This window comes from Mucilaginibacter panaciglaebae, assembly GCF_039539265.1.
Classification (GTDB): domain Bacteria; phylum Bacteroidota; class Bacteroidia; order Sphingobacteriales; family Sphingobacteriaceae; genus Mucilaginibacter; species Mucilaginibacter panaciglaebae.
In genome coordinates this window covers 143573-169500 of sequence record NZ_BAABCV010000007.1, presented here as the reverse complement: position 1 = coordinate 169500, position 25928 = coordinate 143573, and the positions used below count along the sequence as shown (strand labels likewise).

Annotated in this window: 23 protein-coding genes; 1 reads left to right on the top strand and 22 read right to left on the bottom strand. The window is 41.8% G+C overall.

From position 1 onward, the window contains the following. Positions 1-63: 63 nt before the first annotated feature. From ABD772_RS11280 to ABD772_RS11270, 3 genes are all read right to left on the bottom strand, one after another. Complete coding sequence (locus tag ABD772_RS11280) at positions 64-3183, bottom strand: PAS domain S-box protein (RefSeq protein WP_345104170.1); 3120 nt, start codon at positions 3181-3183, stop codon at positions 64-66. Positions 3184-3190: 7 nt separating this feature from the next. After that, entirely contained in the window at positions 3191-4465 is a 1275-nt protein-coding gene (locus tag ABD772_RS11275) for a serine hydroxymethyltransferase (RefSeq protein WP_345104167.1), read from the bottom strand. 432 nt (positions 4466-4897) lie between these two features. Next, positions 4898-5650 carry a segregation and condensation protein A gene (locus ABD772_RS11270; protein ID WP_345104164.1) on the bottom strand — a complete coding sequence of 251 codons (753 nt, stop codon included), beginning with the start codon at positions 5648-5650 and terminating at the stop codon, positions 4898-4900. Positions 5651-5854: 204 nt separating this feature from the next. Here ABD772_RS11270 and dxs point away from each other — a divergent pair, with 204 nt between their 5' ends. Beyond that, complete coding sequence (gene dxs / locus ABD772_RS11265) at positions 5855-7783, top strand: 1-deoxy-D-xylulose-5-phosphate synthase (protein ID WP_345104161.1); 1929 nt, start codon at positions 5855-5857, stop codon at positions 7781-7783. Between the two features lie 132 nt (positions 7784-7915). On the opposite strand, the gene ABD772_RS11260 is transcribed toward dxs, so the two are convergent. The 19 genes from ABD772_RS11260 to upp form a co-directional block, all read right to left on the bottom strand. Then, the gene (locus ABD772_RS11260; RefSeq protein ID WP_345104158.1) at positions 7916-9535 is read right to left on the bottom strand and encodes a gliding motility protein RemB; all 1620 of its coding nucleotides are present in this window, start codon (positions 9533-9535) and stop codon (positions 7916-7918) included. Between the two features lie 30 nt (positions 9536-9565). Continuing rightward, positions 9566-10702, bottom strand: coding sequence for a GDP-mannose 4,6-dehydratase (gene gmd, locus ABD772_RS11255; RefSeq protein WP_345104155.1), 1137 nt, complete (start codon positions 10700-10702; stop codon positions 9566-9568). A gap of 108 nt (positions 10703-10810) precedes the next feature. After that, the gene (locus ABD772_RS11250; RefSeq protein ID WP_345104152.1) at positions 10811-11386 is read right to left on the bottom strand and encodes a DUF3109 family protein; all 576 of its coding nucleotides are present in this window, start codon (positions 11384-11386) and stop codon (positions 10811-10813) included. Positions 11387-11391: 5 nt separating this feature from the next. Beyond that, the gene (locus ABD772_RS11245) at positions 11392-12165 is read right to left on the bottom strand and encodes a DUF3108 domain-containing protein (RefSeq protein ID WP_345104148.1); all 774 of its coding nucleotides are present in this window, start codon (positions 12163-12165) and stop codon (positions 11392-11394) included. A gap of 38 nt (positions 12166-12203) precedes the next feature. Further along, complete coding sequence (locus ABD772_RS11240) at positions 12204-12719, bottom strand: DUF2480 family protein (protein WP_345104145.1); 516 nt, start codon at positions 12717-12719, stop codon at positions 12204-12206. A 75-nt stretch (positions 12720-12794) separates the two neighbouring features. Next, positions 12795-14909: a peptidylprolyl isomerase gene (locus ABD772_RS11235; RefSeq protein WP_345104142.1), complete on the bottom strand. Its 2115-nt coding sequence runs from the start codon at positions 14907-14909 to the stop codon at positions 12795-12797. A 105-nt stretch (positions 14910-15014) separates the two neighbouring features. Then, positions 15015-15536 carry an LPS export ABC transporter periplasmic protein LptC gene (lptC, locus tag ABD772_RS11230; RefSeq protein WP_345104139.1) on the bottom strand — a complete coding sequence of 174 codons (522 nt, stop codon included), beginning with the start codon at positions 15534-15536 and terminating at the stop codon, positions 15015-15017. A 64-nt stretch (positions 15537-15600) separates the two neighbouring features. Further along, the gene (gene bamG / locus ABD772_RS11225; protein WP_345104137.1) at positions 15601-16938 is read right to left on the bottom strand and encodes a BamG family beta-barrel-assembly machinery protein; all 1338 of its coding nucleotides are present in this window, start codon (positions 16936-16938) and stop codon (positions 15601-15603) included. Next, a complete protein-coding gene (locus tag ABD772_RS11220) occupies positions 16938-17675 on the bottom strand; it encodes a type III pantothenate kinase (protein ID WP_345104135.1) in 738 nt (245 codons plus the stop codon). The genes bamG and ABD772_RS11220 overlap by 1 nt, the downstream gene beginning before the upstream one ends. Beyond that, positions 17675-18367, bottom strand: coding sequence for a phosphoribosylformylglycinamidine synthase subunit PurQ (gene purQ / locus ABD772_RS11215; RefSeq protein WP_345104132.1), 693 nt, complete (start codon positions 18365-18367; stop codon positions 17675-17677). Before purQ ends, ABD772_RS11220 begins: the two co-directional genes overlap by 1 nt. Before the next feature lie 103 nt (positions 18368-18470). Next, entirely contained in the window at positions 18471-19457 is a 987-nt protein-coding gene (locus tag ABD772_RS11210) for a DUF6427 family protein (protein ID WP_345104130.1), read from the bottom strand. A gap of 120 nt (positions 19458-19577) precedes the next feature. Next, positions 19578-20567 carry a glycosyltransferase family protein gene (locus tag ABD772_RS11205; protein WP_345104127.1) on the bottom strand — a complete coding sequence of 330 codons (990 nt, stop codon included), beginning with the start codon at positions 20565-20567 and terminating at the stop codon, positions 19578-19580. Between the two features lie 161 nt (positions 20568-20728). After that, complete coding sequence (locus ABD772_RS11200) at positions 20729-21379, bottom strand: porin family protein (RefSeq protein ID WP_345104124.1); 651 nt, start codon at positions 21377-21379, stop codon at positions 20729-20731. Positions 21380-21434: 55 nt separating this feature from the next. Further along, positions 21435-22094, bottom strand: a complete 660-nt coding sequence (locus ABD772_RS11195) for a porin family protein (protein WP_345104121.1) — start codon at positions 22092-22094, stop codon at positions 21435-21437. Positions 22095-22227: 133 nt separating this feature from the next. Continuing rightward, positions 22228-23085, bottom strand: coding sequence for a UDP-2,3-diacylglucosamine diphosphatase (locus ABD772_RS11190; protein ID WP_345104118.1), 858 nt, complete (start codon positions 23083-23085; stop codon positions 22228-22230). Between the two features lie 261 nt (positions 23086-23346). Then, positions 23347-23871, bottom strand: a complete 525-nt coding sequence (locus ABD772_RS11185) for a DinB family protein (protein ID WP_345104116.1) — start codon at positions 23869-23871, stop codon at positions 23347-23349. A gap of 47 nt (positions 23872-23918) precedes the next feature. Next, positions 23919-24614 carry a YjjG family noncanonical pyrimidine nucleotidase gene (locus ABD772_RS11180; RefSeq protein WP_345104113.1) on the bottom strand — a complete coding sequence of 232 codons (696 nt, stop codon included), beginning with the start codon at positions 24612-24614 and terminating at the stop codon, positions 23919-23921. 60 nt (positions 24615-24674) lie between these two features. Continuing rightward, positions 24675-25025, bottom strand: coding sequence for a hypothetical protein (locus ABD772_RS11175; RefSeq protein WP_345104110.1), 351 nt, complete (start codon positions 25023-25025; stop codon positions 24675-24677). Between the two features lie 93 nt (positions 25026-25118). Further along, on the bottom strand, positions 25119-25763 hold the full coding sequence (gene upp / locus ABD772_RS11170) for a uracil phosphoribosyltransferase (RefSeq protein WP_345104107.1): 645 nt from the start codon (positions 25761-25763) through the stop codon (positions 25119-25121). Positions 25764-25928: the final 165 nt, after the last annotated feature.

Sequence of the window (25928 nt, the reverse complement as noted above, 5' to 3'; positions counted from 1 at the left end):
GGCTGAATTAATTTGTGATACATAAATTCAATACACCATTAATTCTGTAATTCAACAATTAACCTACTGTTTTTGAAACCTGCTTAATTTTTCGAAGAGGATTTTTGGCTCGAATGGTTTAAGTATATAGTCATTCATACCGGCATTGCCAATGTCGCCCATTTGGCTGGTAAGCATAGAGGCCGTTAGTGCTATGATAGGTAATTGTTTAAAGTATGATTCAGGTTTATTTCGGATGATCTGCGTTGCTTCTATACCACCCATTTCAGGCATATGGATATCCATTAATACAACATCATATTTTTCAGATTCAATTTTGTTTACTGCTTGTACACCATTTTCGGCAAAATCAATCGTAGCCCCCCATTTAGTTAATATCTTATTGATTAATAGTCTGTTAATCTGATTATCATCAACCACAAGTACGCTAATATTTAGTCCTGTATCCACGTTTATATTATTGCTTTTTTTATTATCTGCTTTATTAAACGTTATAGTAAACCAAAATGTTGAACCTTTCCCCAGCTCGCTATCCACGTTTATGCGCGAGTCGTGCAGTTCAATTAAGCGTTTACTAATAGCTAAACCCAAACCAGTACCGCCATATTTACGGGCCGTACTGCTGTCAGCTTGTTTAAACGATTCAAATATCGTATTTAATTTATCACTTGCTATACCGATTCCTGTATCAGTCACAGAAAAACGTATGCGTACTTTTTTTTGGGTTTGATCAATAACTTCCAGGCCTATCCTCACCCCGCCCTGGTTAGTAAATTTAACAGCATTGCTGGCTATATTCAATATTATTTGCGATAGCCTTGTACTGTCGCCAATTACCACATCGGGCACGGCCGGGTCAACTTGTGACTCAAGGTATATATTTTTTTCTTTAGTTTTATATTGTAATGAAGCGGCAATATTTTGTATCATATCCTCCAGATCTACTTCAAGCTGTTCTAACTCGACATTGCCTGTCTCAATTTTAGTAAAATCAAGCACATCATTAATAAGCATCAATAAATTGTCTGACGAAAATTTGAGTACTTCCAGGTTCTCTTTCTGCGACTCAAGCTTTGGCCCTTCCAGCAATAGGTGCGACATGCCGATAACTGCATTGAGCGGGGTACGTATTTCATGGCTCATCACCGAGATAAACATATCCTTTGCGCGGCTTAGCTGCAAGGCTTCTTCTTTAGCGGCAATCAACTCCAGCTCTATCTTCTTTTTAGCGCTGATATCAATAACAACCTCAATGTATTTATCAACCTCGCCCTGTTTGTTCAGGATGACCGAGTTAATTACGGTAAGCCACATCGGCGTGCGGTCTTTACGATAGGCCAGCAAGTCAACCTCGAACGACTGTTTGTTTTTTGAAAGTTCACGGCCCTTCTGAATAATAGACATGTCCGTCAGTTCGCCCTTTAAAACATCGCCCAGATGCAGGTCACGAACGTCGTCGATATTAAAACCGGTAATCTTTTCGAAAGCGTCGTTCACCCACTCAATCTCACCCAAGGCATTGTTGATGACGACACCGCTGGTGGTATTGCTGGCTACTAACGATAACATGCTAAGCTCAGCCTGGGCCACTTTACTTTCGTTAATGTCCATCATGGTAGTAATCTGCCTTTCAACGTTACCGGCATCGTTAAACAACGGGCTATTTGACATAGCTACCCATAATGGCTGAGACTCTTTTGGGTAGATCAATATCTCACAATTGTATGGTCGTTGTTCTTCAATTGCTTTAACCGCCGCTTCAAATACTGCTGTATCGGTATCCTTCCCCACTAATATTTTGCCAAAACGTTTGCCTTGCATCTCCTCCAGCGTATAGCCGGTAATTTTTTCCAGCGCCTCGTTCATCCAGATCACCGTACCATCAACAGCACGGGTCATCATGCCACTTGGCGATTTACGGGCCGCAAACGACAATATTTGAAGATCGAGCTCTGCGTTCTTACGTTTGGTGATGTCATTTATTACGCGAATGTATTTGTCAACCTCGCCATCTTTATCATAAATAACAGTGGTGATTAATGATAACCATACTTCCTGCCCATCCTTACGCGTAGCATAAACGTGTACAGAGTATGATTTCTTGCTGCCAATAGCCTGGTTATAAAGTTGTGTTGGGTCAGGATTTGATTTACCGATAATTACATCGCGCAGACGCTTACCAACTACATCTTCATGGCTAAAACCAGTGATCTTTTCAAAAGCTTCATTGGTCCATATAATGTTGTCCTTGGCGTCGGCAATCATTACGCCGTTAATAATCTTGCTGGCCACCAACGATAGTTGCTCTAAATCGGCCAGTATTTTTTTCTGGTACGTAATATCGCGACCGCTTGCATACCATTTACCACTTTTATAAATACCGCACCAGCCTATCCACTTTTCGCATCCGTCCAGGTTTAAAGTACGCGTTTCCACATCAAACGCCTGACCGCTGGCTTTAGCCTTTTCTATTAAACCCACAAACTGGTCTCTGCCCTCGCCGGCCACAAAACTCCACAATGACTTGCCGATACACTGTTCAGGCACATAACCTAATATATCAGCAACCGCTTTATTGATGAGCTCGATGCTTGAATCTTCAGCTGCTATAAAATGGATATCAGGCGATGAATCGAACAGGTTAAAAAATTGTTTATGGGCTTCGAGTGATTTTTGTAGTTCGCGCTTTTGTTTACGCAACACCAGGTGCGACATCACCTCGTCGGCCAAGGTGCGCAATGCATCACGTTGTTCTTCGGTAAGTTTACGCGGAACAGTATCAACTACACACAATGATCCGAGCCGGTTGCCTTCGGGATCGATTAATGGAGCACCGGCATAAAACCGGATATGGGCCTCGCCTTTAACAAAAGGATTGTCTTTAAAAACATCGTCTTCGGCGGCGTTATTTACTTCCAGTAAGTCATCATTCAGAATGGTATAATTACAAAAAGCATCAACACGCGAGGTCTGATCAATGTCCAGGCCAACCTTTGACTTAAACCATTGCCTTTCGCTATCGATCAAAGAGATCAACGCAACCGGCACCTGGCAAATGTAGGAGGCCAGGCGGGTAATAGCATCGTATTCTTTCTCAGGCAACGTATCTAAAACATTATATGAACTAAGCGCCTCGAGACGCTTAGTTTCACTATCTGTCAAGACCTGTTGCTTTTGAATCATTTAATTTCTATTCCTTATATAACGGAAACTTTTCCGTTAACTTATGGACCTTTTTACGAACCTTCTCTAAAGAATGTTCGTTCTCAGGATCGTTAATTACTTCGTCAATCAGTTCTACTATCGTCTCCATTTGTTTTTCCTTCATGCCCCGGGTAGTCACGGCAGCGGTACCTATACGGATACCAGAAGTTGTAAATGGCGACTTATCGTCGTACGGCACCATATTTTTGTTAATGGTGATGTCCGCTTTTACCAAAGCGTTCTCGGCAGCTTTACCGGTTACGTTTTTATTACGCAGGTCAATCAACACCAAATGGTTATCAGTACCTCCCGATACGATCTCATATCCTCTGTCTAAGAAAGCTTTTGCAATTGCCGCGCCATTTTTCTTAACCTGCAGAATATATTTCATATAACTTTCAGAAAGTGCCTCGCCAAACGCAACTGCTTTAGCTGCAATAATATGTTCGAGCGGGCCACCTTGTGTACCCGGGAAGACAGCCATATCCAAAAGATTTGACATCATTTTGATCTCTCCTTTTGGGGTTTTTAACCCCCATGGGTTTACAAAATCTTTTCCCATCATAATCAGGCCACCACGCGGGCCTCTCAGCGTTTTGTGCGTAGTTGTAGTTACTATGTGGCAATGTGGCAGCGGGTCGGTTAGTAAACCGCGGGCAATTAAACCGGCAGGGTGCGAAATATCAGCCAGTACTATGGCGCCAATCTGATCTGCTACTTTGCGGATGCGGGCATAATCCCAGTCGCGCGAGTACGCCGAAGCACCGCAGATGATCATCTTCGGTTTTTCCTGAAGCGCTACCTGCTCCAGTTGTTCGTAATCAACATAGCCGGTATCCTTTTTAACACCATAGAAAAACGGCACATATAATTTACCTGAAAAATTTACGGCAGAACCGTGAGTTAAGTGGCCACCATGCGAGAGATCAAAACCTAATATTTTATCGCCGGGCTGCAGGCAGGCCAGCATCACGGCTGCGTTGGCTTGTGCGCCTGAGTGTGGTTGTACGTTTACCCATTCGGCGTTAAACAGTTGTTTGGCACGCTCAATAGCAATGGTTTCAATTTCATCCACTATCTGGCAGCCGCCATAGTAACGTTTGCCCGGCAGGCCTTCGGCATATTTATTGGTTGCAACAGACCCTGCTGCTTCCATAACTTGCCTGCTTACAAAGTTTTCTGACGCTATAAGCTCTAATCCTTCTTCCTGGCGCTGTTGCTCTTCGTCTAACAGCTCAAATATAAGTTTGTCTCTTTTCATTATGATATTTAAAATCGCCGCTAATTTAGTAAAGATTAACCTTTTAGACCACTGTTTTGCCGCATTTAAAACCGCTCGTGCAAAACTTTACAGATTTGTGGATAACTATGAAGGGACGCGTTTGCAAGATAAAGTGCTGATGGATTGAAAGAAATATAAGCGTTTGTCATTGCCAGGAGGAACGACGACCAACCGCCACGTATTCGGGCTTTTCTCCTGGCCGCTGCCACGCTTCGCGTTTAACGACAAAAAGTCGTTGATCCAAAAAATGACCTAAAAGTCAGAAAAAGCGATCCAAAGTGATCCATTTTTTTGCCCTCCAAAAATTAAACTGCTAAATATCAAATGGTTACGAAACAAAAGTGATCCAATTGATCCAAAGTGATACACATTCTCGCGTGGATCATTAACAACTAATCGCTAATCAACCAATCACTGCTCACTAACCTTCGCCGATATCCAAAAGTTATTATAACCTAATCCTATCTGGATATTGATCAGCTCCTGTTGCAGCATCTCGAGCACAGCCAGGAAATTGTATACAAAGTGCACCTTATTTTCAGATTCTTTGGCAATGGTTTTAAAGTCCATCATTTTATTGATGCGCAGCAGGTCGTCAATGGCTTTCTTTTGTTTTTCGATGGTATAAGGATATTGTACAACGGTGTGGATAACCTCTTCGCTTCGATTCTGGTAGTTGCGCATCATGCGGTTGTATACCATCATGAGGCGATACAAGCTCAGGTCGGTTAGTTCCTCGCCCGGAGTTGCTACGCGCTCGGCCGATTCAAGATCTGTCAGGATATTACCGCGGCGTTCCTGCATCAGGCGCTCTTCTTCCATCGGCCGCAGTTCTTCGCAGATCTCTTTGAATTTTTTGTATTCGATCAATTTGCGGATCAGCGCCTCCCGGGTGTCGACTTCGTTTTCCGGGTCCTCACTTTCGTGTCGCGGCAGCAGCATTTTAGCTTTAATGCGCATCAGCGTAGCGGCAACAAAAATAAACTCGCTGGCCAGTTCAATGTTCAGACTCGCCATGTGGTGAATATAGTTCAGAAAGTCGTCGGTGATACGCGCAATAGGGATATCCTGTATATCCAGTTCATCGCGTTCAATAAAGAACAGCAACAGGTCAAACGGCCCCTCAAACTGCGGTAATCTTATCTCAAAGCCTTCTTGCTCCATATCTACGGGTAAAAATACATTTTTTTGTCATTGCGCGTTTAAATCCTGCGACTCTTAAGTATAGCAGCACAATTTCAAGACTGTTAAACATATTGTCGGCATGTACCTGACAAGTTTATTTTAAACAAATATTACTGCCAAATGTCCTTAAATTATAAATTAAACTTAGTTAATTTGTAAGTTATTACAGTTGTATAAATATCAATGCAGGTAAAGGCCGGTGAATTATTAGAAAACATCAACTATCCGTCTGATTTAAAGAAGCTTAGTGAAGATCAGCTTGAGCAGGTTTGCCAGGAGTTGCGTCAATATATTATTGACATCGTCTCGGTAAACGGCGGACACTTTGCCGCCAGTCTGGGTGTAGTTGAGCTTACCGTTGCCCTGCATTATGTACTAAATACACCTTACGACCAACTGGTATGGGATGTGGGCCACCAGGCTTATGGTCACAAAATACTAACCGGCCGCCGTGATGTGTTTGACACCAACCGCTTATATGGCGGTATCAGCGGTTTTCCTAAGCGTTCTGAAAGCGAATACGATACTTTTGGCGTTGGCCACTCGTCTACTTCTATCTCGGCAGCATTGGGCATGGCCGTCGCGTCGCATTACAAAGGTGAGACCGGCCGTCAGCATGTAGCCGTAATTGGCGATGGCTCCATGACCGCCGGTATGGCTTTCGAAGCGCTGAACCATGCCGGTATTGAAAGTTCAAACCTGCTGGTTATTTTGAATGACAACAACATGGCTATTGACCCGAATGTTGGCGCATTAAAGGATTACCTTACCTCAATAACTACCTCAAAACCATATAACCGTTTCAGGGACGATATTGCCAGCGTGCTGGCCAAAATATCGTCAATAGGCCCGGACGCCTATAACATGGTGCAGAAAATAGAAAAAAGCATTAAGGGCACGCTGCTTAAACGCAGCAATTTCTTTGAGGCCTTAAAATTCAGATATTTCGGGCCGATTGACGGGCATGACGTAAAAAATATGGTGAAGATTTTGAAAGATCTGCGCGACATACCCGGACCTAAACTTTTACATTGCATTACTACCAAAGGCAAAGGCTATGCCCTGGCCGAAAAGGACCAAACCAAGTGGCACGCTCCCGGTCTGTTTGATAAGATAACCGGCGAGATCAAGAAAACCACATACGAGAAACCCCAACCACCAAAATATCAGGATGTATTTGGCCTTAGCATCATAGAACTGGCCGAAGTTAATCCTAAAATCATGGGTATTACGCCCGCTATGCCATCGGGTTGTTCATTGAACCTGATGATGAAAGCCATGCCAAACCGCGCATTCGACGTAGGTATTGCCGAGCAGCATGCCGTTACATTCTCGGCAGGTTTGGCTACACAAGGTTTGATCCCGTTCTGTAATATTTATTCGAGTTTTATGCAACGGGCTTATGATCAGGTGATCCACGATGTAGCAATACAGAAGTTGAACGTGGTATTCTGCCTTGACCGTGCCGGCATCGCCGGTGCCGATGGGCCTACTCATCACGGCGCATATGATTTAGCTTATATGCGCTGCATTCCTAACATGACGGTATCGGCGCCAATGAACGAGGAAGAATTACGCAACCTGATGTACACTGCTCAGCAGGACGATATGGGGCCGTTTGTAATACGTTATCCCCGGGGCAATGGAGTTATGGTAGATTGGCAACGTCCTTTCAAAGCTATTCAGGTGGGCAAGGGCCGCAAACTAACTGACGGCGACGATGTAGCTATATTAACTATCGGGCATGTCGGCAATCAGGCTGTAAAAGCTATTCAGGAATTAAATACTGAGGGTTACTACCCTGCCCATTATGATATGCGCTTTGTAAAGCCCCTGGACGAGGTTTTGCTCCAGGAGGTTTTCAAAAAATTTAGCAAGGTAATTACTGTAGAGGATGGTTGCCTTGAAGGTGGCATGGGCAGTGCCATTTTAGAATTCATGGCCGATCATAATTACAAGGCGCAGGTTGTTCGTTTAGGTATACCTGACCGCGTAGTCGAACATGGCGAACAACCGGAACTTTGGGCTGAGTGCGGTTACAATGCAGATGCTATAGCCGCCCAGGTGCGCGAAATAGGTATTAAAAGCAGTACCAACACCATCGCCAGTTAGTTAAGGCAAAAACAACAATCCTTGTCATCTTGATGAAGAACGAGGGAGATACCTCTAAACACCTACGACATTATAAAATCAAAAAAGCCATTACTTACATAATGGCTTTTTTATTTATGGGATATGCTTATGTTAATGAGTACGGTAACTGGCTATATCAGTGTACAACGTTTTGAATGAGCTGCGCAGACCAATGGTGATCATAGACGCCTTATCCGTAAATTGCGCATTGTTCTCTAACCGGTAAATACCACCCAATTCTATACGTAAATTATATTTGGGGTTAAGTACATAAGCTACCTTGCCCTCTATATAGGTCATGTTAGTAGTTAGCCCCTGCCCAATGTAATTACCGTACAAATGTGCCGGATTGGTATAAACTTTAAATATATCCTTACCATAATTGAGGCCATTAATATCCAGACCATAGTGCCCATAGTCCAGTTCGCCGCTAAAATCAAAGCGCCTGTAGCTGTAATTGAGCAAAGCTACTAACTCTTTAAAGTTAGCTCCCCAGGGATGTGCCAGCGGTTCGTTCTCTTCGCTATAATTTTTTATCCGCTGTGTTTCGGTATAAGTAAATGGTAGGGCTCCATTATACTCGGCTAAATAGTTCAAATTTTGCACGTCAAACAGGTTGGCTCCTTTAAAACCAAGTTGCCAGGCATATTTATTCTTGACACTACCTTTACCTGAGAAAAAATCCTGGGCTCTGAATTCATCCAACATAAACTGCCCGTAAGCGGTAATGCCGTCAGTGATCTTATATTTTCCGTTGAAACCAATCAATGCATTATCCGGCGATCCGTTTGATGCTTCGATAGGGCGCAAGAAAATAATGGGATTAACATATGCCAAATCCAAACCGCGGTGAACGGCAGTAGCCGAATCACGATCAGCAGCTATAATAGCATCAAAGAAGCCTAAAGACAAGCGCTTGCTCACGTTCCAGTCCAGGTAATGGAATATCCCCCATTTACGGTTATAGCCATTCTCATAACTTAATGCAGGCGATGCAGGGTCGGTCATGTAAGCCCACATAGCCATGTAACGCACATTTCCCAGATTAGCAGTTAGTTTCAGGAATGGATAATTGGATGCATAATCTGACAACAATACAGAGCGATAACCATCGCCAATAAATGTTTTGTCATGCCCCAGGGTAACATTTAGATATTTAACCGGTGTATAAGATACTATTGCGCTGACATCAGACCAATCCTTAGTTTTTTTACCAAAACTGCGGTCATAAGCTTTGCCGGGTATAATGCCCACCTGGTTGATATAGGTATTCAGATATTCAGGAAAAACCGCCTGATTTTCAGACCCGCTCGAGTAGAAATAAAAATTATTACCAACGGTACCACCTAATTGATAAGCACGCGTATTTGTCCATAAACTTTTATGGTCTGAAAAATCTTTGCCTATTATCAGATCAGGCATGAAATCGGCAAAAAAAGTAAAGTCATTAGTCTTTACGTCAAATAAGTGCTCATTAAAAAGCTTGCGGTAAACCCAGCCATGATGCTTTGTAGTATCAACACCATAATTCATCAATGAATCATACTTACCTTGCAATGAAGTATCTATAATGTATGGCTTTATTGCAGTATGCAAGCGGGTTTTGGTAGAATATAGCTCTTCATTAAATTTCTGATAGAACTGATATGAATAAGGTTGGTATGTGGCCTGAGCCATACCAACCTTAACAAATATTAAAAGCAATATTGCACTGCTTAGGATTTTTTTCATGTAGGTAAATTTAGTGAAGAACCTAAAACTTTATTCGAAATAGTTCAAGGTTTTGAAGCCACCTTTTTTCAAATAATCATCTTTCTTAACCAGGTGTAAATCAGATTCCATCATATCTTTAACTAAACCAGCTAAATCATATTTTGGTTTCCAGTTTAATTGTTTCTGCGCTTTCGTCGGATCGCCAATTAACAGATCAACCTCTGCCGGTCTGAAATATTTAGCATCAACTTTCACAACAGTCTGGCCCAGTTTAAGCAGTTCAGGATCTAAATTCAGTTCCGAAGCCCTGTCTTTGTCGACATCAATAACAACGCCACGTTCATTTTCATCTTTACCACTAAACTCAATTGTTATTCCCAATTCGCCAAAAGCCAGTTTAACAAATTCTCTGACAGTTGTGGTTACACCGGTAGCAATTACATAGTCTTCAGCCTTATCCTGCTGTAGTAACAGCCACATGGCCTCAACATAGTCCTTAGCATGGCCCCAGTCGCGTTGTGCAGAAAGGTTTCCCAAATAAAGGCAGCTTTGAAGGCCCAGGGCAATTTTTGATGCCGCACGGGTAATTTTACGTGTTACGAAAGTTTCGCCGCGTATAGGGCTTTCATGGTTAAATAAGATACCGTTACAAGCATACATGTTATATGCTTCACGATAGTTTACAATGATCCAATAGCCGTATAGTTTGGCTACTGCATAAGGTGAGCGTGGGTAAAAAGGTGTGGTCTCGCTTTGCGGAACTGCTTGCACCAGGCCGTATAACTCTGAGGTAGAAGCCTGGTAAACGCGAGTTTTTTTTGTCAAACCTAACAGCCTTACTGCTTCCAGTACACGCAGGGTACCAATACCGTCAGCATTAGCAGTATATTCGGGTGTTTCAAAGCTTACCTGCACATGCGACATAGCACCAAGGTTATAAATTTCATCAGGCTGAATTTCTTGTACCAGTCTGATCAAATTGGTCGAATCGGTTAAATCACCGTAGTGTAGCTTAAATTTAACATTTGGCTCATGAGGGTCATGGTATAAATGGTCTATACGGTCGGTATTAAATAGCGACGAACGCCGTTTAACGCCGTGTACCTCATAACCTTTTTTTAGTAAAAATTCAGCAAGATAAGCACCATCCTGTCCGGTGATGCCGGTAATTAAAGCTACTTTCATTGTAATTGATTAAGTCGGCTGCAATATTATTCAATTTTATTGTAAAACTAATTAGTTATTGCCTTATGTAAGTTCTATTATGCCGATTGTTTAAAAAAGCGCGGTATTTTAGATATTCTCATCATAAACGGCCACTGCTTCTTCAAGTTCGCGATACCATTCTTCGCCGTATTTCCGGGTTAGCGGACCTTTTAAAAATTCATGCACACGCACTTTCAACTCGTCACCAAAACTGCAGGCAGAACTACATATCGTCCAGCGGTCATAATGCAGTACGTCAAACTCGGGATACTTTGTAATACGGATAGGATACAAGTGGCATGAGATGGGTTTTTTCCAGTCGATAACGCCTTCTTCATAAGCTTTTTCAATAGCACATTTGGTTATGCCATTCTCCCAGGTAACATAAGCACATTCTTTATTAGTATCAACGCAGGGAGTTGTATAATCTCCTTCAAAATCGGTTACATAAGCCCCAACCTCCTCAACCGCGGCAATACCTTTTTCGGTCATATAGGGCCTTATTTTCGGATAAATTTCCTCGAGTATATGCAGCTCTTCATGGTCTAAAGGCGCACCCGAATCACCTTCTAAACAACATGCGCCTTTGCACTTGTTTAAATTGCAAACAAAATTCTCGCTCACTACATCGTGGTGTACTAAAACACTACCAACCTCTATCATCTATATTATTTTATGGGGTTAAGGGGATATTTAAGCCCTTTGGCATTGGTTAATTCCATGGTAACACTACCAACTATCAACCCTACATTTGCCTTCACGGGGATACGATTATTATCGTCGGTTATCCACAAATACAATTTACTATCTTTCTTAAAAATATGACCGGCTATTATAGTAGGGTTAAATTTAAGACATCTAAACTTACCGATGGCGCTGTTTATAACCTCCTTGCCGGCATAAGTAATACTCAGTGTATAAATACCATCATCTAAAAAATAGGGCAACACAAACTTATCGCCTACTTTCATTCTGGAAATATCCAACCCACGCGCAAAGTAATAAGCCGATACAAAATCAAATGTCTTCCCTTTGGTAAGGAAAGTACCTTTATTGGCAACGATCTTTCCCTCTGCCTGGTTAAACCTTACCCTATCGGCATGTTTCCAGCTACCCTCTTTCCTGTTCTCTATATACAAATATGGCAACAACGTAGTACGGTCTACATAACTCTCATAGCGGTTACGTACTTTATAAAAAAAATCAAAAGTGCCCGCTGTTTTGCCATCAGCTATAATATGATATGTTGGATGACCGTCTATTTTCTCACCGTCCTCAACGCGTAACGTACCCTCTGCTCCGGTAATAAATCCGTACTTAAACTTATAGCTTAACTGCTCACCGGTTTTAAATACAGGTTCGTTAATGTCCTTTAGCTCCTGGCAAAACCCGGCACTAACACCTAACGCTGACAGTATCAGTAATAAAAAATACTTTTTCATTTAATAGTTATTGCAAAAAGCAATCCAAGTACCGGCTATTATTCTTTCCGCTTATAAATAGGCACGGTGGAGCACGGCTCGCCAAACATCAGGCTTTTCACTATCGGGCTCAGTTTTTTACCTAACTCAACATAGGCGGATACCGGAATATCTATGTCGCCACAGCCTTTAATTACAAGCCGCTGGTCGCGGTACTGTTCTACGTCTACCTTAGTCAACTCCTTTACAAATAAAACAGTTTCTAATGTCTCTAAATCGCCAAAAACAACCTCTTTGGCATAAGGTGCCATACGGTTAGCTAAAAGCAGATAAGCCCAGGCCGGCACTATTGCATCGGCGGTACAGGTAAGGGCCACCAGTTTGTCCTGATATTGTACCCAGTCATGCGCTTTAACAAAGTCGCGAAAGTCTTTTTCGCGTAATATCAGCCCGTGAAACAAATTATCTTTTATATCATAAACCACACGTTCGCCTGCGGTATAAAAATCTGCCGGATCCAGGGTAACTAAACCGCTTTGGGCTACTTTGTTCACAAAGTTTTCTTGTATTTCCATTTTCCTTTTAAAATAAAAATCCGGGATAACGTATTATAAACGCTATCCCGGATACAAAATTACTTTAAATATCGACTACAGCACCCTGGCTCTGTTATCTTTTACATTGTCCTTATCTTTCAATGCTTCAAACAGCTGCCCTTCGGCACGTTGCAATAAGATATTGGTCATTTGCTCTTTCTCTCTTACAGCGTTGGTGAGTGGTGCCGGATTGATAAAGCTATCAACCACCAGTACATAAACACCTTGCTGACCGGCAATTGGCTTAGATATTTTATTAACAGGTAACCCAAATACAGTGCCGACTGGTTTATACTCGGCAGATGAGCCCGGAATAACCGGATTAGCAAAAACTATATTTTGTACCGGAGTAACTTTAGTACCTGCTTTTTGAGCAATCTGGTCTATAGATGATGAGCCATTGGCAGCCGCAGTAAATTTATCGGCCAGCATTTTGCCTTTTACTTGTTTAATCACTTCTGGTTTGATTTTGTCTTTAACCAGATCAAGCGATAAAATACCTTTAGGTTTAATTTCAGTTACTTTGGCCACTACATACTGATCGTCAGCAGTAAAAACCTGATCGCCAATTTCGCCTTTATCAGCTTTAAATATCCAACGTACCAGATCACGGGCTTCAAACAAACCAGGCAATGTTGACGCCGTACCTTGTATATCGTCGGCTTTTTGAATTTTTAAGCCTTCTTTGGTTGCCTCTGCATCAAAGTTATCCTTATTGACAGATGCCAGGAACTTTTGCGCTTTACTATAGGCTGCAGACTGTGTAGCGCTGCTTGCCGTTAATGGCTTATCAACAGTTGCAATCTTAACTACTTTTGATGATCCTTTTTGATCTTGGATCTCAATAAGGTGAACACCGTATTGGGTAGTAACGATTTTCAGGTCGCCTTTTTTACCTTCAAACACGGCGTCATCAAAAGGCTGAACCATTGCGCCACGGCCAAATGTACCAAGGTCGCCACCTTTAACACCTGATGCTTTATCAGCAGAAAAAGTTGTAGCCAGGGCAGCAAAATTTGCTTTTCCTGTTTCGATCAGTTTTTTTAACGAGTCGGCTCTTGCCATGGCTTTTTCCATGCCGCCGGCTTCGCCGGGAGCGATAAGGATGTGTCTGGCTTTTACCGAATCAGGGAACATACGGACAGCAACCAATTTAGACATTTTATAAGATCCGCCTGATTGATACGGGCCATAAATAAATCCCGGATCTTGTTTAAAGACGATGCTGTCGATCTTCGGATCAAGCTCGCCTTTACGCTGCCAGGTTAACGGCGTTTTTGTTTCTGAATTGATCTGAACAAATAACGAGTCGTCTTTTGAGGCGATAAAGTCAGGCAATAATTTAGTCAGCTGATCTTTTACTACTGCCGAGTCGGCTTTTGACGGGGCAGCGTTGAAAGCAACGTAGCTGATCGCTCTTGACTCCTGCTGATTTTTAAACTCATTTTTATGCTCATCGTAATAGTTGCTGTAATCTGCGTCGGTTAACTTAACCTTGTCGTCAGATATAGCAGAGTACTCCAATAAAGCATATTTAAAATTAGCCAGTTTGTTTTTGGCGTCATAATTATCTTTTGCATCAAGCGAGTTAATATAAACACCATTTGACACTAAAGCCATGTATTTTTCAGCACGTTTGGCATCAATCAGATCGGTCACAAAATTTGACCATTGTTCTTTTTGAGGATCACCGTCTTTCATGCTTTTGATAGCGGTTTGCGCATTAGCGACAGCCTGCGGATCAAATTTACCGGTTTGCGGATCGGTAAATGCCTGTACTACGCGAGGATTCGGATTTGAACCCGTCATCATACTTTGGGTTTCAACGCCACCTACAGTAAGGCCTAATTTATCAACTTCTTTTGATAAAATGGCTTTACTAACCAGTTGATTCCAGGTGTTTTCCTGTATATAGGTGGTAATCTGCGAAGTTGTGCGGCTTTGGCCTGATTGCGCTTTAAACTGCGCAAGATTCTGCTCAACAGCTGCATTAAATTTATCCAGCGGAATCTTTTCGTCGCCAACAGAACCTAATTCGTTATTATCACCCTTAAAAAAAGATCCTCCGCTTCTTACCGCTTCAGTAGCAATAAATGCGAAAAGCGAAAGTCCGATCACACCTGCGACAATTTTACCCATCCGGTCGCGCAGATAACCCATTATAGCCATAAACTTATTCTATGTTGTTTTAGTAATGTAATATTCTTAAAAAGAGGGCGCAAGATACAACTTTTAGTAAAATTTTATCATACAATTTTTTATGATAAACACAGCTTACTTTCCGGGGAAGTCTGAGACGTTAAATGAGCCTGTGGATTGTTTCATTTGCGGATACTGCAATTTATCATCACTGGTAAAGTTTATTCCGTTTAAAATGTCGCCGTTAGCCATTATAATTTGCACCGGCTTGTTAGAATACATCGTTTTTTTTGTCGGATCCCAGATTAATTCATCAGATTTAAATGTATCGCCCTTTTTGGTAGTATAAACTACGTGATGGTAAAACTCAACCTTTTGATCCACGGTGTGATATACGCCCGAGTCGGCTACTATATTAGCTGATTCCTGTGCACTATAATCATAAAATACAATTTTTACGCCTTTAGGTAATATATTAATAGGATCTGAAATATCGAAATGAACCATTACGGGGGCGGTCATTCTGCCTTTTACAATAGCTGAGTCGCTATAAATTACATCAACGCCTTTGGTTGTGTCAACTGGCTGGCTTACATATTTAGCTGATATTTCTTTGATCTTATTCAGGTCATTCTCGCACGCACTCAGTAACAGCATGCTTAAAAGCAATGCCGGCAAAATGAAGGATAACACCTGCTTTAACCGACTATGCATCACTCAATTAATCAAATTTGTAACGTTGGAACCACTTGTCATTAAGTGTAAAACCTAATCTGAAGTTTATAAAATTTTCTTTTACCAGGCCATTATTAAGAGTTCCCCGCTGACCAAACTCGGCAGATAAGTTCAATTTATAGAAACTGGTTTGCGAACCTCTGAGTGGTATACCAACACCCACATTAACAGACTTTGCTTTAATGTTGGTATAACCCGAGCCGTTAACATTAGGTACGTTATAATAAGTATTATCAAGCATTAAGCCAAAACGGTAATCTAAGGTAGCCAGCCAGCTGTGTAATGAGTTAATGTCAGGTGTATACTGGCCGCCAATATTAAAGGTACTGTTGTTAACCATGCCTGCGTTGGTACCGTCAATGCGCAAGTCGGCCCATTTACCCATGGAGTAATCAACTCCAACCAGGAATTTCAAGTCTTGCTGATATGATATCCCGAAGTGATGTATTTGAGGCAGTTGTATTTTTGATTGATTATTTTGCTGATTAACAACCGAGTCAAGATCAACATTACGATTGCCGTCAACATCAAAGGTATAATGGCTAATAATGTAGCTGCTTTTTGAGGTAAGCTGTGTGCCGGCCGACCCCGAATAACCCAAAACCAAGTGCCGTGTAAGCGACATATCATAAATGTATTGGAAGCCGTAATCATAATTAAAGCCACCAATAGCGTTATTACGCTCAACACTGGTATTTAAAGCCCCGGTTAATTGCGGCATTTCAACCTGCTGCGTGTGTTTAATATTGCCAAATATATAAGAAGCATTGATACCGAATAAGAAACTGCGCGCTATAGTAAAGCCGTAACCAAAATAAGCTTTATTTAGCCCCCCTTCGCCGCTATAAACGTAATTGGTGGCGTTTGTATCAACTGCCGAGCCGCTTCCGTATCCCTTAATTGATTTGGTGTAATTATAACCCACCTGGCTGTAAGGCATTAAACCAAAACTTAACGCAGAACCGGTGGTAACCGGTATGGCAAACGCTAAATGACTCATCCGGAAATTAGAATTTTTTTGTGTTGATTGCCCGGCTTGGCTTAACGATAGTTTATTAACATAAATGCCCGCATCAATGGTGGTAAAAGATATGGCTCCGTATGAGGCTGGATTTTGCGGGTTGATGCTTGAATACCTGTTTATGGTATTTACCCCGGTAGATATACCACCCATAGCCTGATTTTGCGGCAATGTCATAGGTACAAGGTCACCCAAGCCATATTGCGAGTAAGGCGAGCTTGTTGTAGCCGTTGATTGAGCGCCGGCTTTAAATACAATAACCGTCAATAAAAATGTTATAAAGAGCTTGGTATATTTAATCATTATGCTTTTTGTGTAGCTGCGTTTAATCCTTTAAGAACCAGGTATGGTTCATTTTTTATATAGGGGGCAAAGATGCTATTTTTTAACAGGCTATCAAAAAAAATACCGTCGCCCCCGGTTAGTATAATATTTAATTGCTGCTTGTTATAGGCATAACTTTCAATAAAGCCCAGCAGCTCAAATTTAATTCCGTTTTGTACCCCAGACCGTATTGCAGTTTCAGTGTCGTCGCCACTGTTGTTATCAAACCCGGCGTCCGGCTTAACCACCGGCAGCGCCGAAGTATAGTGGTTAAGTGCATTATAACGCATATTTAGCCCCGGCGATATACTGCCGCCGAAATAATTACCATCGGTATCAACCCAATCATAAGTAATACAAGTGCCACCGTCAATCACCAGGTTATCTGCAGCGGGATATAAATGGCGTGCCCCTATAACGCCTGCCAGCCTGTCCAGGCCTAAAGTATCCGGTGTACGGTAATGGTTGCGGATACTCGTGGTCATTGCTGTATTAAAATATGTCAGCGGTATTTTTTGCTTCAATACCGGCTCCCATTTCTGGCTTTGTTTTTTTACTGACGATATGATTGCCTTCTCAACGTTATATTGATCCAAAAAACCTTGAATTGATGCGGTGTCAAGCACCTCAAAATGTTCAATATAAACCAGCTTGTCCTGCTCAAATATGGCTGCCTTGGTAAAAGTATTCCCGATATCGACAACCAGAACAGGCATCAGGCCCTAACTATTGACAGGATAGATTCAAAAATCGCCAGGCCGTCTTCATTAGCCAGTACAGCATCGGCAGCGCGCTCGGGGTGAGGCATAAAGCCAAATACGTTCCGGTCTTTATTGGTTACACCTGCTATATTTTCTAATGATCCGTTAGGATTGGCATCAGGGGTTACATTGCCAGATTCATCGCAATAACGGAACAATATCTGATCATTATCTTTTAATGATTGCAATAACTCAGCATCTGCAAAATAGTTACCCTCGCCATGGGCTACCGGTATTTTAAGTGCACGCTCGGGATTAATTTGCGAGGTAACCAACGAATTTGTCGTTTCAGACTTCATGTGGATATTGCGGCAAATAAACTTACGGTTGGTGTTGTGTAATAAAGCGCCAGGTAATAAACCGGCTTCTGTTAATATCTGGAAACCATTGCAAATACCCAGTACATAACCGCCATTGTTGGCAAACTGAATTACCTGCTGCATAATTGGCGAAAAACGGGCAATAGCGCCAGAGCGTAAGTAATCGCCAAAAGAGAAGCCGCCCGGCAATATAATAAATTCGGCACCTTGCAGGTCATGATCTTTATGCCAAAGTCTCACCACCTCTTGACCCATTACTTTTTCTAATACGTGTATGATGTCTTCATCACAATTAGATCCCGGAAATATTACAACTCCAAATTTCATCAGCTATGCGTTTTTTGTTTTGTTCTGCGGGGTTATACAACAACCACAGAGATTTGATGCCACAAATCTAATATAACAGCCGAAATTTGAACGAATGTAAAAGTTAAAAAGTGTTAAACTGAAAATAAACAATACCTGCAAGCAATATAAAAAACAAGCTTTCATAAAACCAGCGGGCGCCGGCATACAGAAAATAATAGGCAAAAAATATACTTAGCGGGATAAGGCATAATAAAAAATGTGTTAGCGAAAACTGCGCCTTTACATAGAAGGATAGCCCTGTGATCAAGAAAATTACGAACAATAACTGGAACGATTTACGTATCTGCACATAACTTCTGAAGAATATTTGCTGTATACGTACAATGCCTAACATAAATATGATAACAACTGGTATCAAGACCAGGTAGTTGTAGTAATTAATGCTTATATGGGTAGGAAATTTGGTAGCCAGTGGTGTCCATATATTTGAAAACTGAGGAAGTTTATTACGCAAATAGTAGATCACCGCCAAAAAGAAAAACACGGTAGCATAACCCATAATACCGATAATCCACTCGCGCCAGTAAAATGGCCTGAAAAGCATGAGCGCCACCCATATCGCCAAAAACAAGTAGATAAATGGAAAATAAATGAGCGAGCCTATAGCAACAATCATCCCCAGATCATATGTGATAGATTTTGCATCATCACCTTTATACAGATCAAATAGCTTATACAGCATCCATATCAGTAAAAAGTTACAGATAAGCGGGGGGCTCAAAATCAGGAACGGCGTAAATAAACCAGACAGTGTTACATACATTAACGCCGGCAAGAAACTGGGCTTACCTAACAAACCAAACTGGCTGGTTAGCCTATTCACAAGTAACGCCTGTATAAAAACCAGCACCGCAGCCAAAAACACGTTAAGTAATGGCGGAAAATCATACTGATAAGCGCCCGGCGCCAGCAAACGGGCAAACGGTTCAAGATAAGTGAACTCTAACCTCGCAGGAACGTTGTAAATAAACCCAATGCGCAACAGAAACAATAAAATACCCAGCCATACAATATTAAGCGGGTTATAGGTTCTGAATACGTTTATCATGACTGCAATATTAGCAGAAAAATAGGGGATGTTAAAATAGAGGGGGATATTAATTGTTGCCCTGTCTTTCTATTCTGTCCTTGAATTACTAAATCCTCACAGCAATGACAAATTGTTTTTTTAGCGCCCGTAGCGCTTTACCATATCATGCACAATACCAGCCGTTTCATCAGGAAAATCGACCCATACGCGCTCATCGCTTTTTATCCAGCTATTAAGGCGTTTTACAAATGTATTGTCGATGGCTTGCACTACAGGCACGCCCAGGCGCGAGGCGGCCAGGGCGTTACACTGCTGTTCGTACTGGCCCTGCATCGGTATCATCATTACCTTTTTTTGCAGGTATAGCGCCTCGGCAGGGCCTTCAAAACCGCCGCCGGTGAGCAGGCCGTCACAACTGGCCAGGCTGATGTTAAAACCTTCGTTATTTACGGGTATTACCTGTACATTACCATCTGTATAGCCCCTTTTTTGACGTTTAGAGAAAACGTGCCAGTGCACATCTGTTTGTTTAAGCAGCGCTGTTAACTTCTTATCGTCGTATGCAGGCAGATAAACCGTGTAATGCCCCATGTTGCTGGTTTGCAGATTACGTATCTCGCTCCGAATGACCGGTGTGTGGATAAATTCGTCATACTGCTCAAAGTGAAATCCAACATGATGGGTAGTAGGCGAATAATAATTAAGCACCCACGCACCATAATTAAACCAACCGGACTTTGGACGTGGAGCTTTTGGCGATAAAAACGCACATTGGTGACTTAAAGAAACGGAAGGTATACGTTGCAGTTTGCAAGCCCAGGCGCTAACAGGTTCAAAATCGTTAATAATCAAATCATAGTCTTTAAGTGGCAGACTATGCATATCACGCCACATTTGCGGGAGATTCATAAGCTTGTAGGTTGCCCATCTGTCAACGCCGCCTTTTGTACCAAACACAAAACTAAGACCGTGGAATTTATATTTTACAGGTTGTGCAAGCGTAACCTCGGCTTCGGTACCACTTACCAGTAGGTCAAGCTCGCCATATTTTTGCAGCAAGGGCACAATCTCGCGTGCGCGGCTGATATGGCCGTTGCCGGTTCCTTGTATGGCGTAAAGTATTTTCATGAAATAGCACCGGCAAGTTAACAAACATCAGGCTTAAAAAATACAACCAACTCCACTAGTAGAGTAAGAATTGCAAAATGCAGTTGATCTTTATTAAAAATTCCGACTTGCTACACATCTGGCCAGGCTTAATAAATTAGCCCACCAAGGTTGTTTTTGTCTTAATTAAACAAGTAGCTCACCGTTAAAGCAAAACCGCTGTTTCTTTCGCCGTTCATTAAAATACCGTTGCCGTTGCCGGGACTTTGAAAATCACGGGTGTAGTGCAGGTTTAAGCCAAAGTTTTTATAAAAATTATAGCCCACGCCTAAATTGCCGCCAATTAAAACTTTTGTGAACCCGTTATTGGTATAATTGCTGCCATTTACAATATCAAAACTACCAACCTCACGACGGGTGGTACCTTGTGATAAAAAGAATGATGCCTGCGGACCTGCGGCTATGGTAAGCTTAGGAACAGGTTTAAACGTAATTAAAAGCGGTAATTCTAAGTAGTCAATCTCTCCATCAACCATAGTAGTATTAGAAGCAACAATCGCATTTTTTAATTTACCACCTTTTTGGGTAAATAAAGCTTGGGGCATAAAAGATAATTTATTGTTTATAGGCAGGTCGGCATATAATCCGATTTGTAGTCCGATTCGATAATGGTAACCGTTTACAGTGCCATTTTTGTTCATCGAGCCCAAGGTCATATCATCAACGCCTACTTTAAAACCAACACGTGGTTTGGTATTTTGAGCATAGGTTTTGTTGATACCGGCAAATGTTGCAGCGCAGACAATCATGCCAGAGAGTATAAAGTTTTTCATTGCATTTGTTTTTAGGTGATAAGTAGAATTGATTAACAAAAAGATTATTGAGAAATTAAAACAGATAGCCCGCGGTAAGTGCAAAGCCCTCGTTTTTAGCGCCTTTCTCTGCCCCGGCACTATTCTTGACTATTTTTTGAAAATCAAAAATATAGTTGAGGTTTATACTGGCATGATGGTTCAGGTAATAACCCAATCCTAAGTTGCCGCCAATTATCGCTTTCTGGAAATCATTTGTGCTGGTATTACTAAAATCTTGCGGCATATTGCCAATATTTTGAGTGTAACTTGTTTTTTGTGACAACAATAAAGCTAACTGCGGCCCTGCACAGAAAGAAAGGCTTGAATTAACTTTAAAACCAAACAGAACAGGTATGTCAAGGTAATTTATCAGAATTTTCGAGCTACCGCCAGAGCTTTGGCCTCCAAAACTTGAAGAAGGTTGATCTTCATTACCGCCCTTTTGAGTAAATAAAAATTGAGGCACAATATAGAATTGTTTGCTTACGGGAATCTCGGTAAACACGCCCGCCTGCACACCAATACGGTAATTATATTTAATAGCACTGCCTACTGATGTGGTTGTGGTGATGGACATCAGATCGGCGCCGACTTTAAGGCCTAAGCGGGGTTGTGTATTTTGTGCAAAAGATGGATTAATGCCAGCAAATGCTACTGCGCAGACCACCGCGCATGATAGGATAAGGTTTTTCATAATAGGTTTTTATTAAGTTACGAGTCGCAATATAGTTATTGATCGAAAAAATCAATAAAAACCTACACTAAAATTTTCTCTTAATGATATAATAATTGATAAAAACCTATAATACTTACAACAAAATCTTCCCTTACGATTGCTCCTGCCTGAACCTTTCAAGCAATAAATTTACATCCATCTTAGCGTCAAGATCTTCGGCATCAGTATGATCATCGTCTTCTTCAGTTTCTTTTTTGAAATCTTCGGGGCGATATTTAAAGATATTCCAGTTGCCCTGATGATATTCTAAAGCGGAGAGACTTTCTACCCAGTCGCCGCTGTTGAGATACAATACTTTGCCGGGCTTATCGGTAGCGGTAATTTCCCTGATCTCGGCCTGGTGAATGTGACCGCAGATGACATATTGATATTCTTTATCCACAGCCAGATCGGCAGCGGTTTGCTCAAACTGGTTAATGAATTTAACTGCATCCTTAAACTTTGCTTTGATCTTTTGCGAAAAACTCATCTTCTCGCGACCTATAGCGGTAAGCAGCCAGTTGGTAAAACTGTTCAGAATAATTAAAGTATCATAACCGATAGCACCTAATTTGGCTAACCATTTGGAGTGCTGCATGGTAACGTCAAAAACATCGCCATGGAAGATCCACGCTTTTTTGCCGTCAATGTTCAATACCACCTTGTTCATGAGTTTAAACGAGCCCAGATCAAAGTCGGCAAATTTACGGAGCATCTCATCGTGATTGCCGGTTAAGCAATACACCGGGATACCCTCAGTAATAAATTTCATAATACGGCGCACCACTTTCATGTGCGACTCAGGCCAGTATGATTTGCTGAATTGCCAGATGTCAATAATGTCGCCATTCAGGATCAACATCTTGGGTTTAATACTTTTCAGATACTTAAGCAGCTCTTTGGCATGGCAGCCATAAGTGCCCAAGTGCACATCGGAAATAATTACGATATCAACTTCGCGTTTAGCCATGAAAGTTTTGGGGGATAATAATCTGGCCGGGAATTTCTACCGGAAAATTTACATACTAGTCCAGAGCATAAGCGATTATTCTTCGCTCTTTTCTTCATCTACAGTAAGTTCATATGGGCTAAAGTAAAATACCCCTACCATAGCAAGAAGTATTATGACAACCATATATGCGTACTCAAATTGCATAACCTTAAATTTTAGCAAAGTTCAGATTCTCAGATTATTTTAACATTAAGACTCTGTTAAATATAAAAGGTTTCATCAATCAGAAAATTTATTTTTTATGCGATCGATTTGTTTGAGATGATGTTTTAAATGTATCAATGTAAACTTGAACCATTGCTTACCGTTAAGCATCCCCAGGCGAGAGTGTTTGATTTTATGTATACCGCTTTCGTCGGCGATATGCGGAGTAATGGCATCTATACGCCGGCGACATTTAATAATAAGATTACGGGCATCTTCTTTACTGATCTTGGTGACCGTCATTTTTGAGGCTTCAACTATCGGCGTTGCCACCCGAAAAGGGAATCGCCGAAAAAACAAAACAAACCGCCCCATCAAGCTTAACCCTTTGCGGGTGGTTTCACAGGTGCCATTTATACAACGCTCAACCGCAATTGAAGCGACCAGTGTAGCCTGTAAAATGTGCGAATATATTTCGGCTATGGACCAGCCACCAGCTTTGGGCGACGCGGCAAATTGCTCGTCGGTTAAAGTGTCCAGCAAATCACGGTAAGTATCAAGTGTTTGGTCGATGGCTTTATGTTCGGCACTTATATTCACAGTCAATAGATTGAAATTACTCCGAAATCAAACTTAAAAAATTAGACCTATAACAGTAAAGTTAATTCTTTCAGATCACTAATCTGCACTTTTACTTCATCGGGCTTTGGTGTGTTGAAGGGATTAAAATAGATGGCATCCATACCATAATTTAAAGCGCCAAGTACATCGGCCTCCAGGCTATCCCCTATCATTACACTTTGCTCTTTAGTAGTGCCCGCCAGGTTAACGGCATGCTCAAAAATTGCTTTATCGGGTTTGTTAATGCCTACCAATTCAGAAATAACAATGTGGGTAAAATATTTACTCAAACCTGTGCCATTGATCTTGATATCTTGCGATTCTTTGAATCCGTTGGATATTAAATGCAGCTGGTATTTATCGCGCAGGTATTCCAGCGTTTCATGCGCGTTCGGAAATAAGTTGGTTTTGGTTGGACATAACCTTACGTAGGCATCTTCGAATCCCACAGGTATCACGTCAGGATGTACGCCCAGATCTAAAAAAGTTTGCTTGAAACGCGCTTCGCGCAGGGCCTCTTTGGTAATATTGCCCAAATGATATTCGCGCCAAAGGCGGTGATTGTTTTCAGTATAGGTTTCAATAAAAACAGCTGCCGATGTTAAACCAATATCATTCAGGCGGTGAGTGAGATACAGTTCATGCAGCGCCTCTTCGGCATTTTTATCGAAATCCCAAATGGTATGATCAAGGTCAAAAAAGATGTGTTGATATTTGCTCATCTGCGAGCAAAGTTAAGGTTTTAAAATCACAGCAACCAGCCGGGAGCTGCTACTGTACCGTTATCTGAATGAGTACGATATACTGCCCTCCTGACTCACCGGCGCATGTTTGGCCTTGTTAAATTTCATATCTCCGACAGCATCCACTACTTTGCGTACAAAACGCCTGTCCATTACGGTTGTATGCAGGCGGTCGGCTTCAGCCCAGGTAACGTCGCCTTTGCGGTTCATTTTAAAATCGACGGTTACAGTGCCATAAGCATGACCTAGTTTATTAATACGAGCCTGCATGATAATGCTTCGTCCACGTGGGATGTGCACACTTTCGCGCTTAGGTAATTTTTGAGCAAAAGCTGTTGTGCTGCCCGCAAGGAGCAGTATAGTTAAAAATTTGGTGACAGATATTTTCATAGCGTTGTGAATTATATCGGATTAACTCTTTTGGCACCTGGATTGTTTAATCGAAAATAGATTAATCAATAAATCCGGCATCACACCCAACTCCTAATTCTTCTCTCCAAAAGCCAAATCCCCTGCATCGCCTAAACCCGGTACGATGTATGATTTGCTGGTCATCTCCTCATCCACCGCACAAACCCATATTTTAGCTTTAGGTAGGTTAGCTTTTACATGGGCAATACCTTCGGCACTGGCAATAACTGCAGCAATATGCAGCGAGGTAATTTGATAGGTAGCCAGCAATTCTTTACATACATCCACAATACTCTGGCCCGTAGCCAGCATGGTATCGCACAAAATAAAACTCCGGCCGTCAAGGTTTGGGCTTGATATATGGTCTATCTGTATTGTAAAAGCACCCGACCGTTTAACCTTGCGACAGGCGGTAATAAACGCCGACTCGGCATCGTCAAAAAAGTTCAAAAACCCCTGGTGCAACGGCAGCCCGGCGCGCAATATGGTGCCTAGTACCGGTGTTTCTGCCGGGAGCTTTAATGGGCAAATGCCTAGCGGCGTTTGCACCTCTGTCCATTTATATTTTAACGATTTGCTGATCTCATAAGCCAATATCTCGCCAAGCTTTTCCTGATTGTGCCTGAAACGCTGTTTATCCTGCTGCACCTGACTATTGCGCATTTGGGCCAAAAAAACATTAGCAATAGTGTCTGTTTTATTCAGTACGAAAACCATGGGCTTGGAGTTAGGAGGTTATAGATCAGTGATTAGTCGGATTGGTTAATACGTAAATTTAATTAATCCTCGTACAAAAACTAATCCGCAAAATAATTTTTATATGCTGACATAGGGTTGTCGCCGGGCTATGTTTATTTCGCTGAACATTAAACAGTCATAATC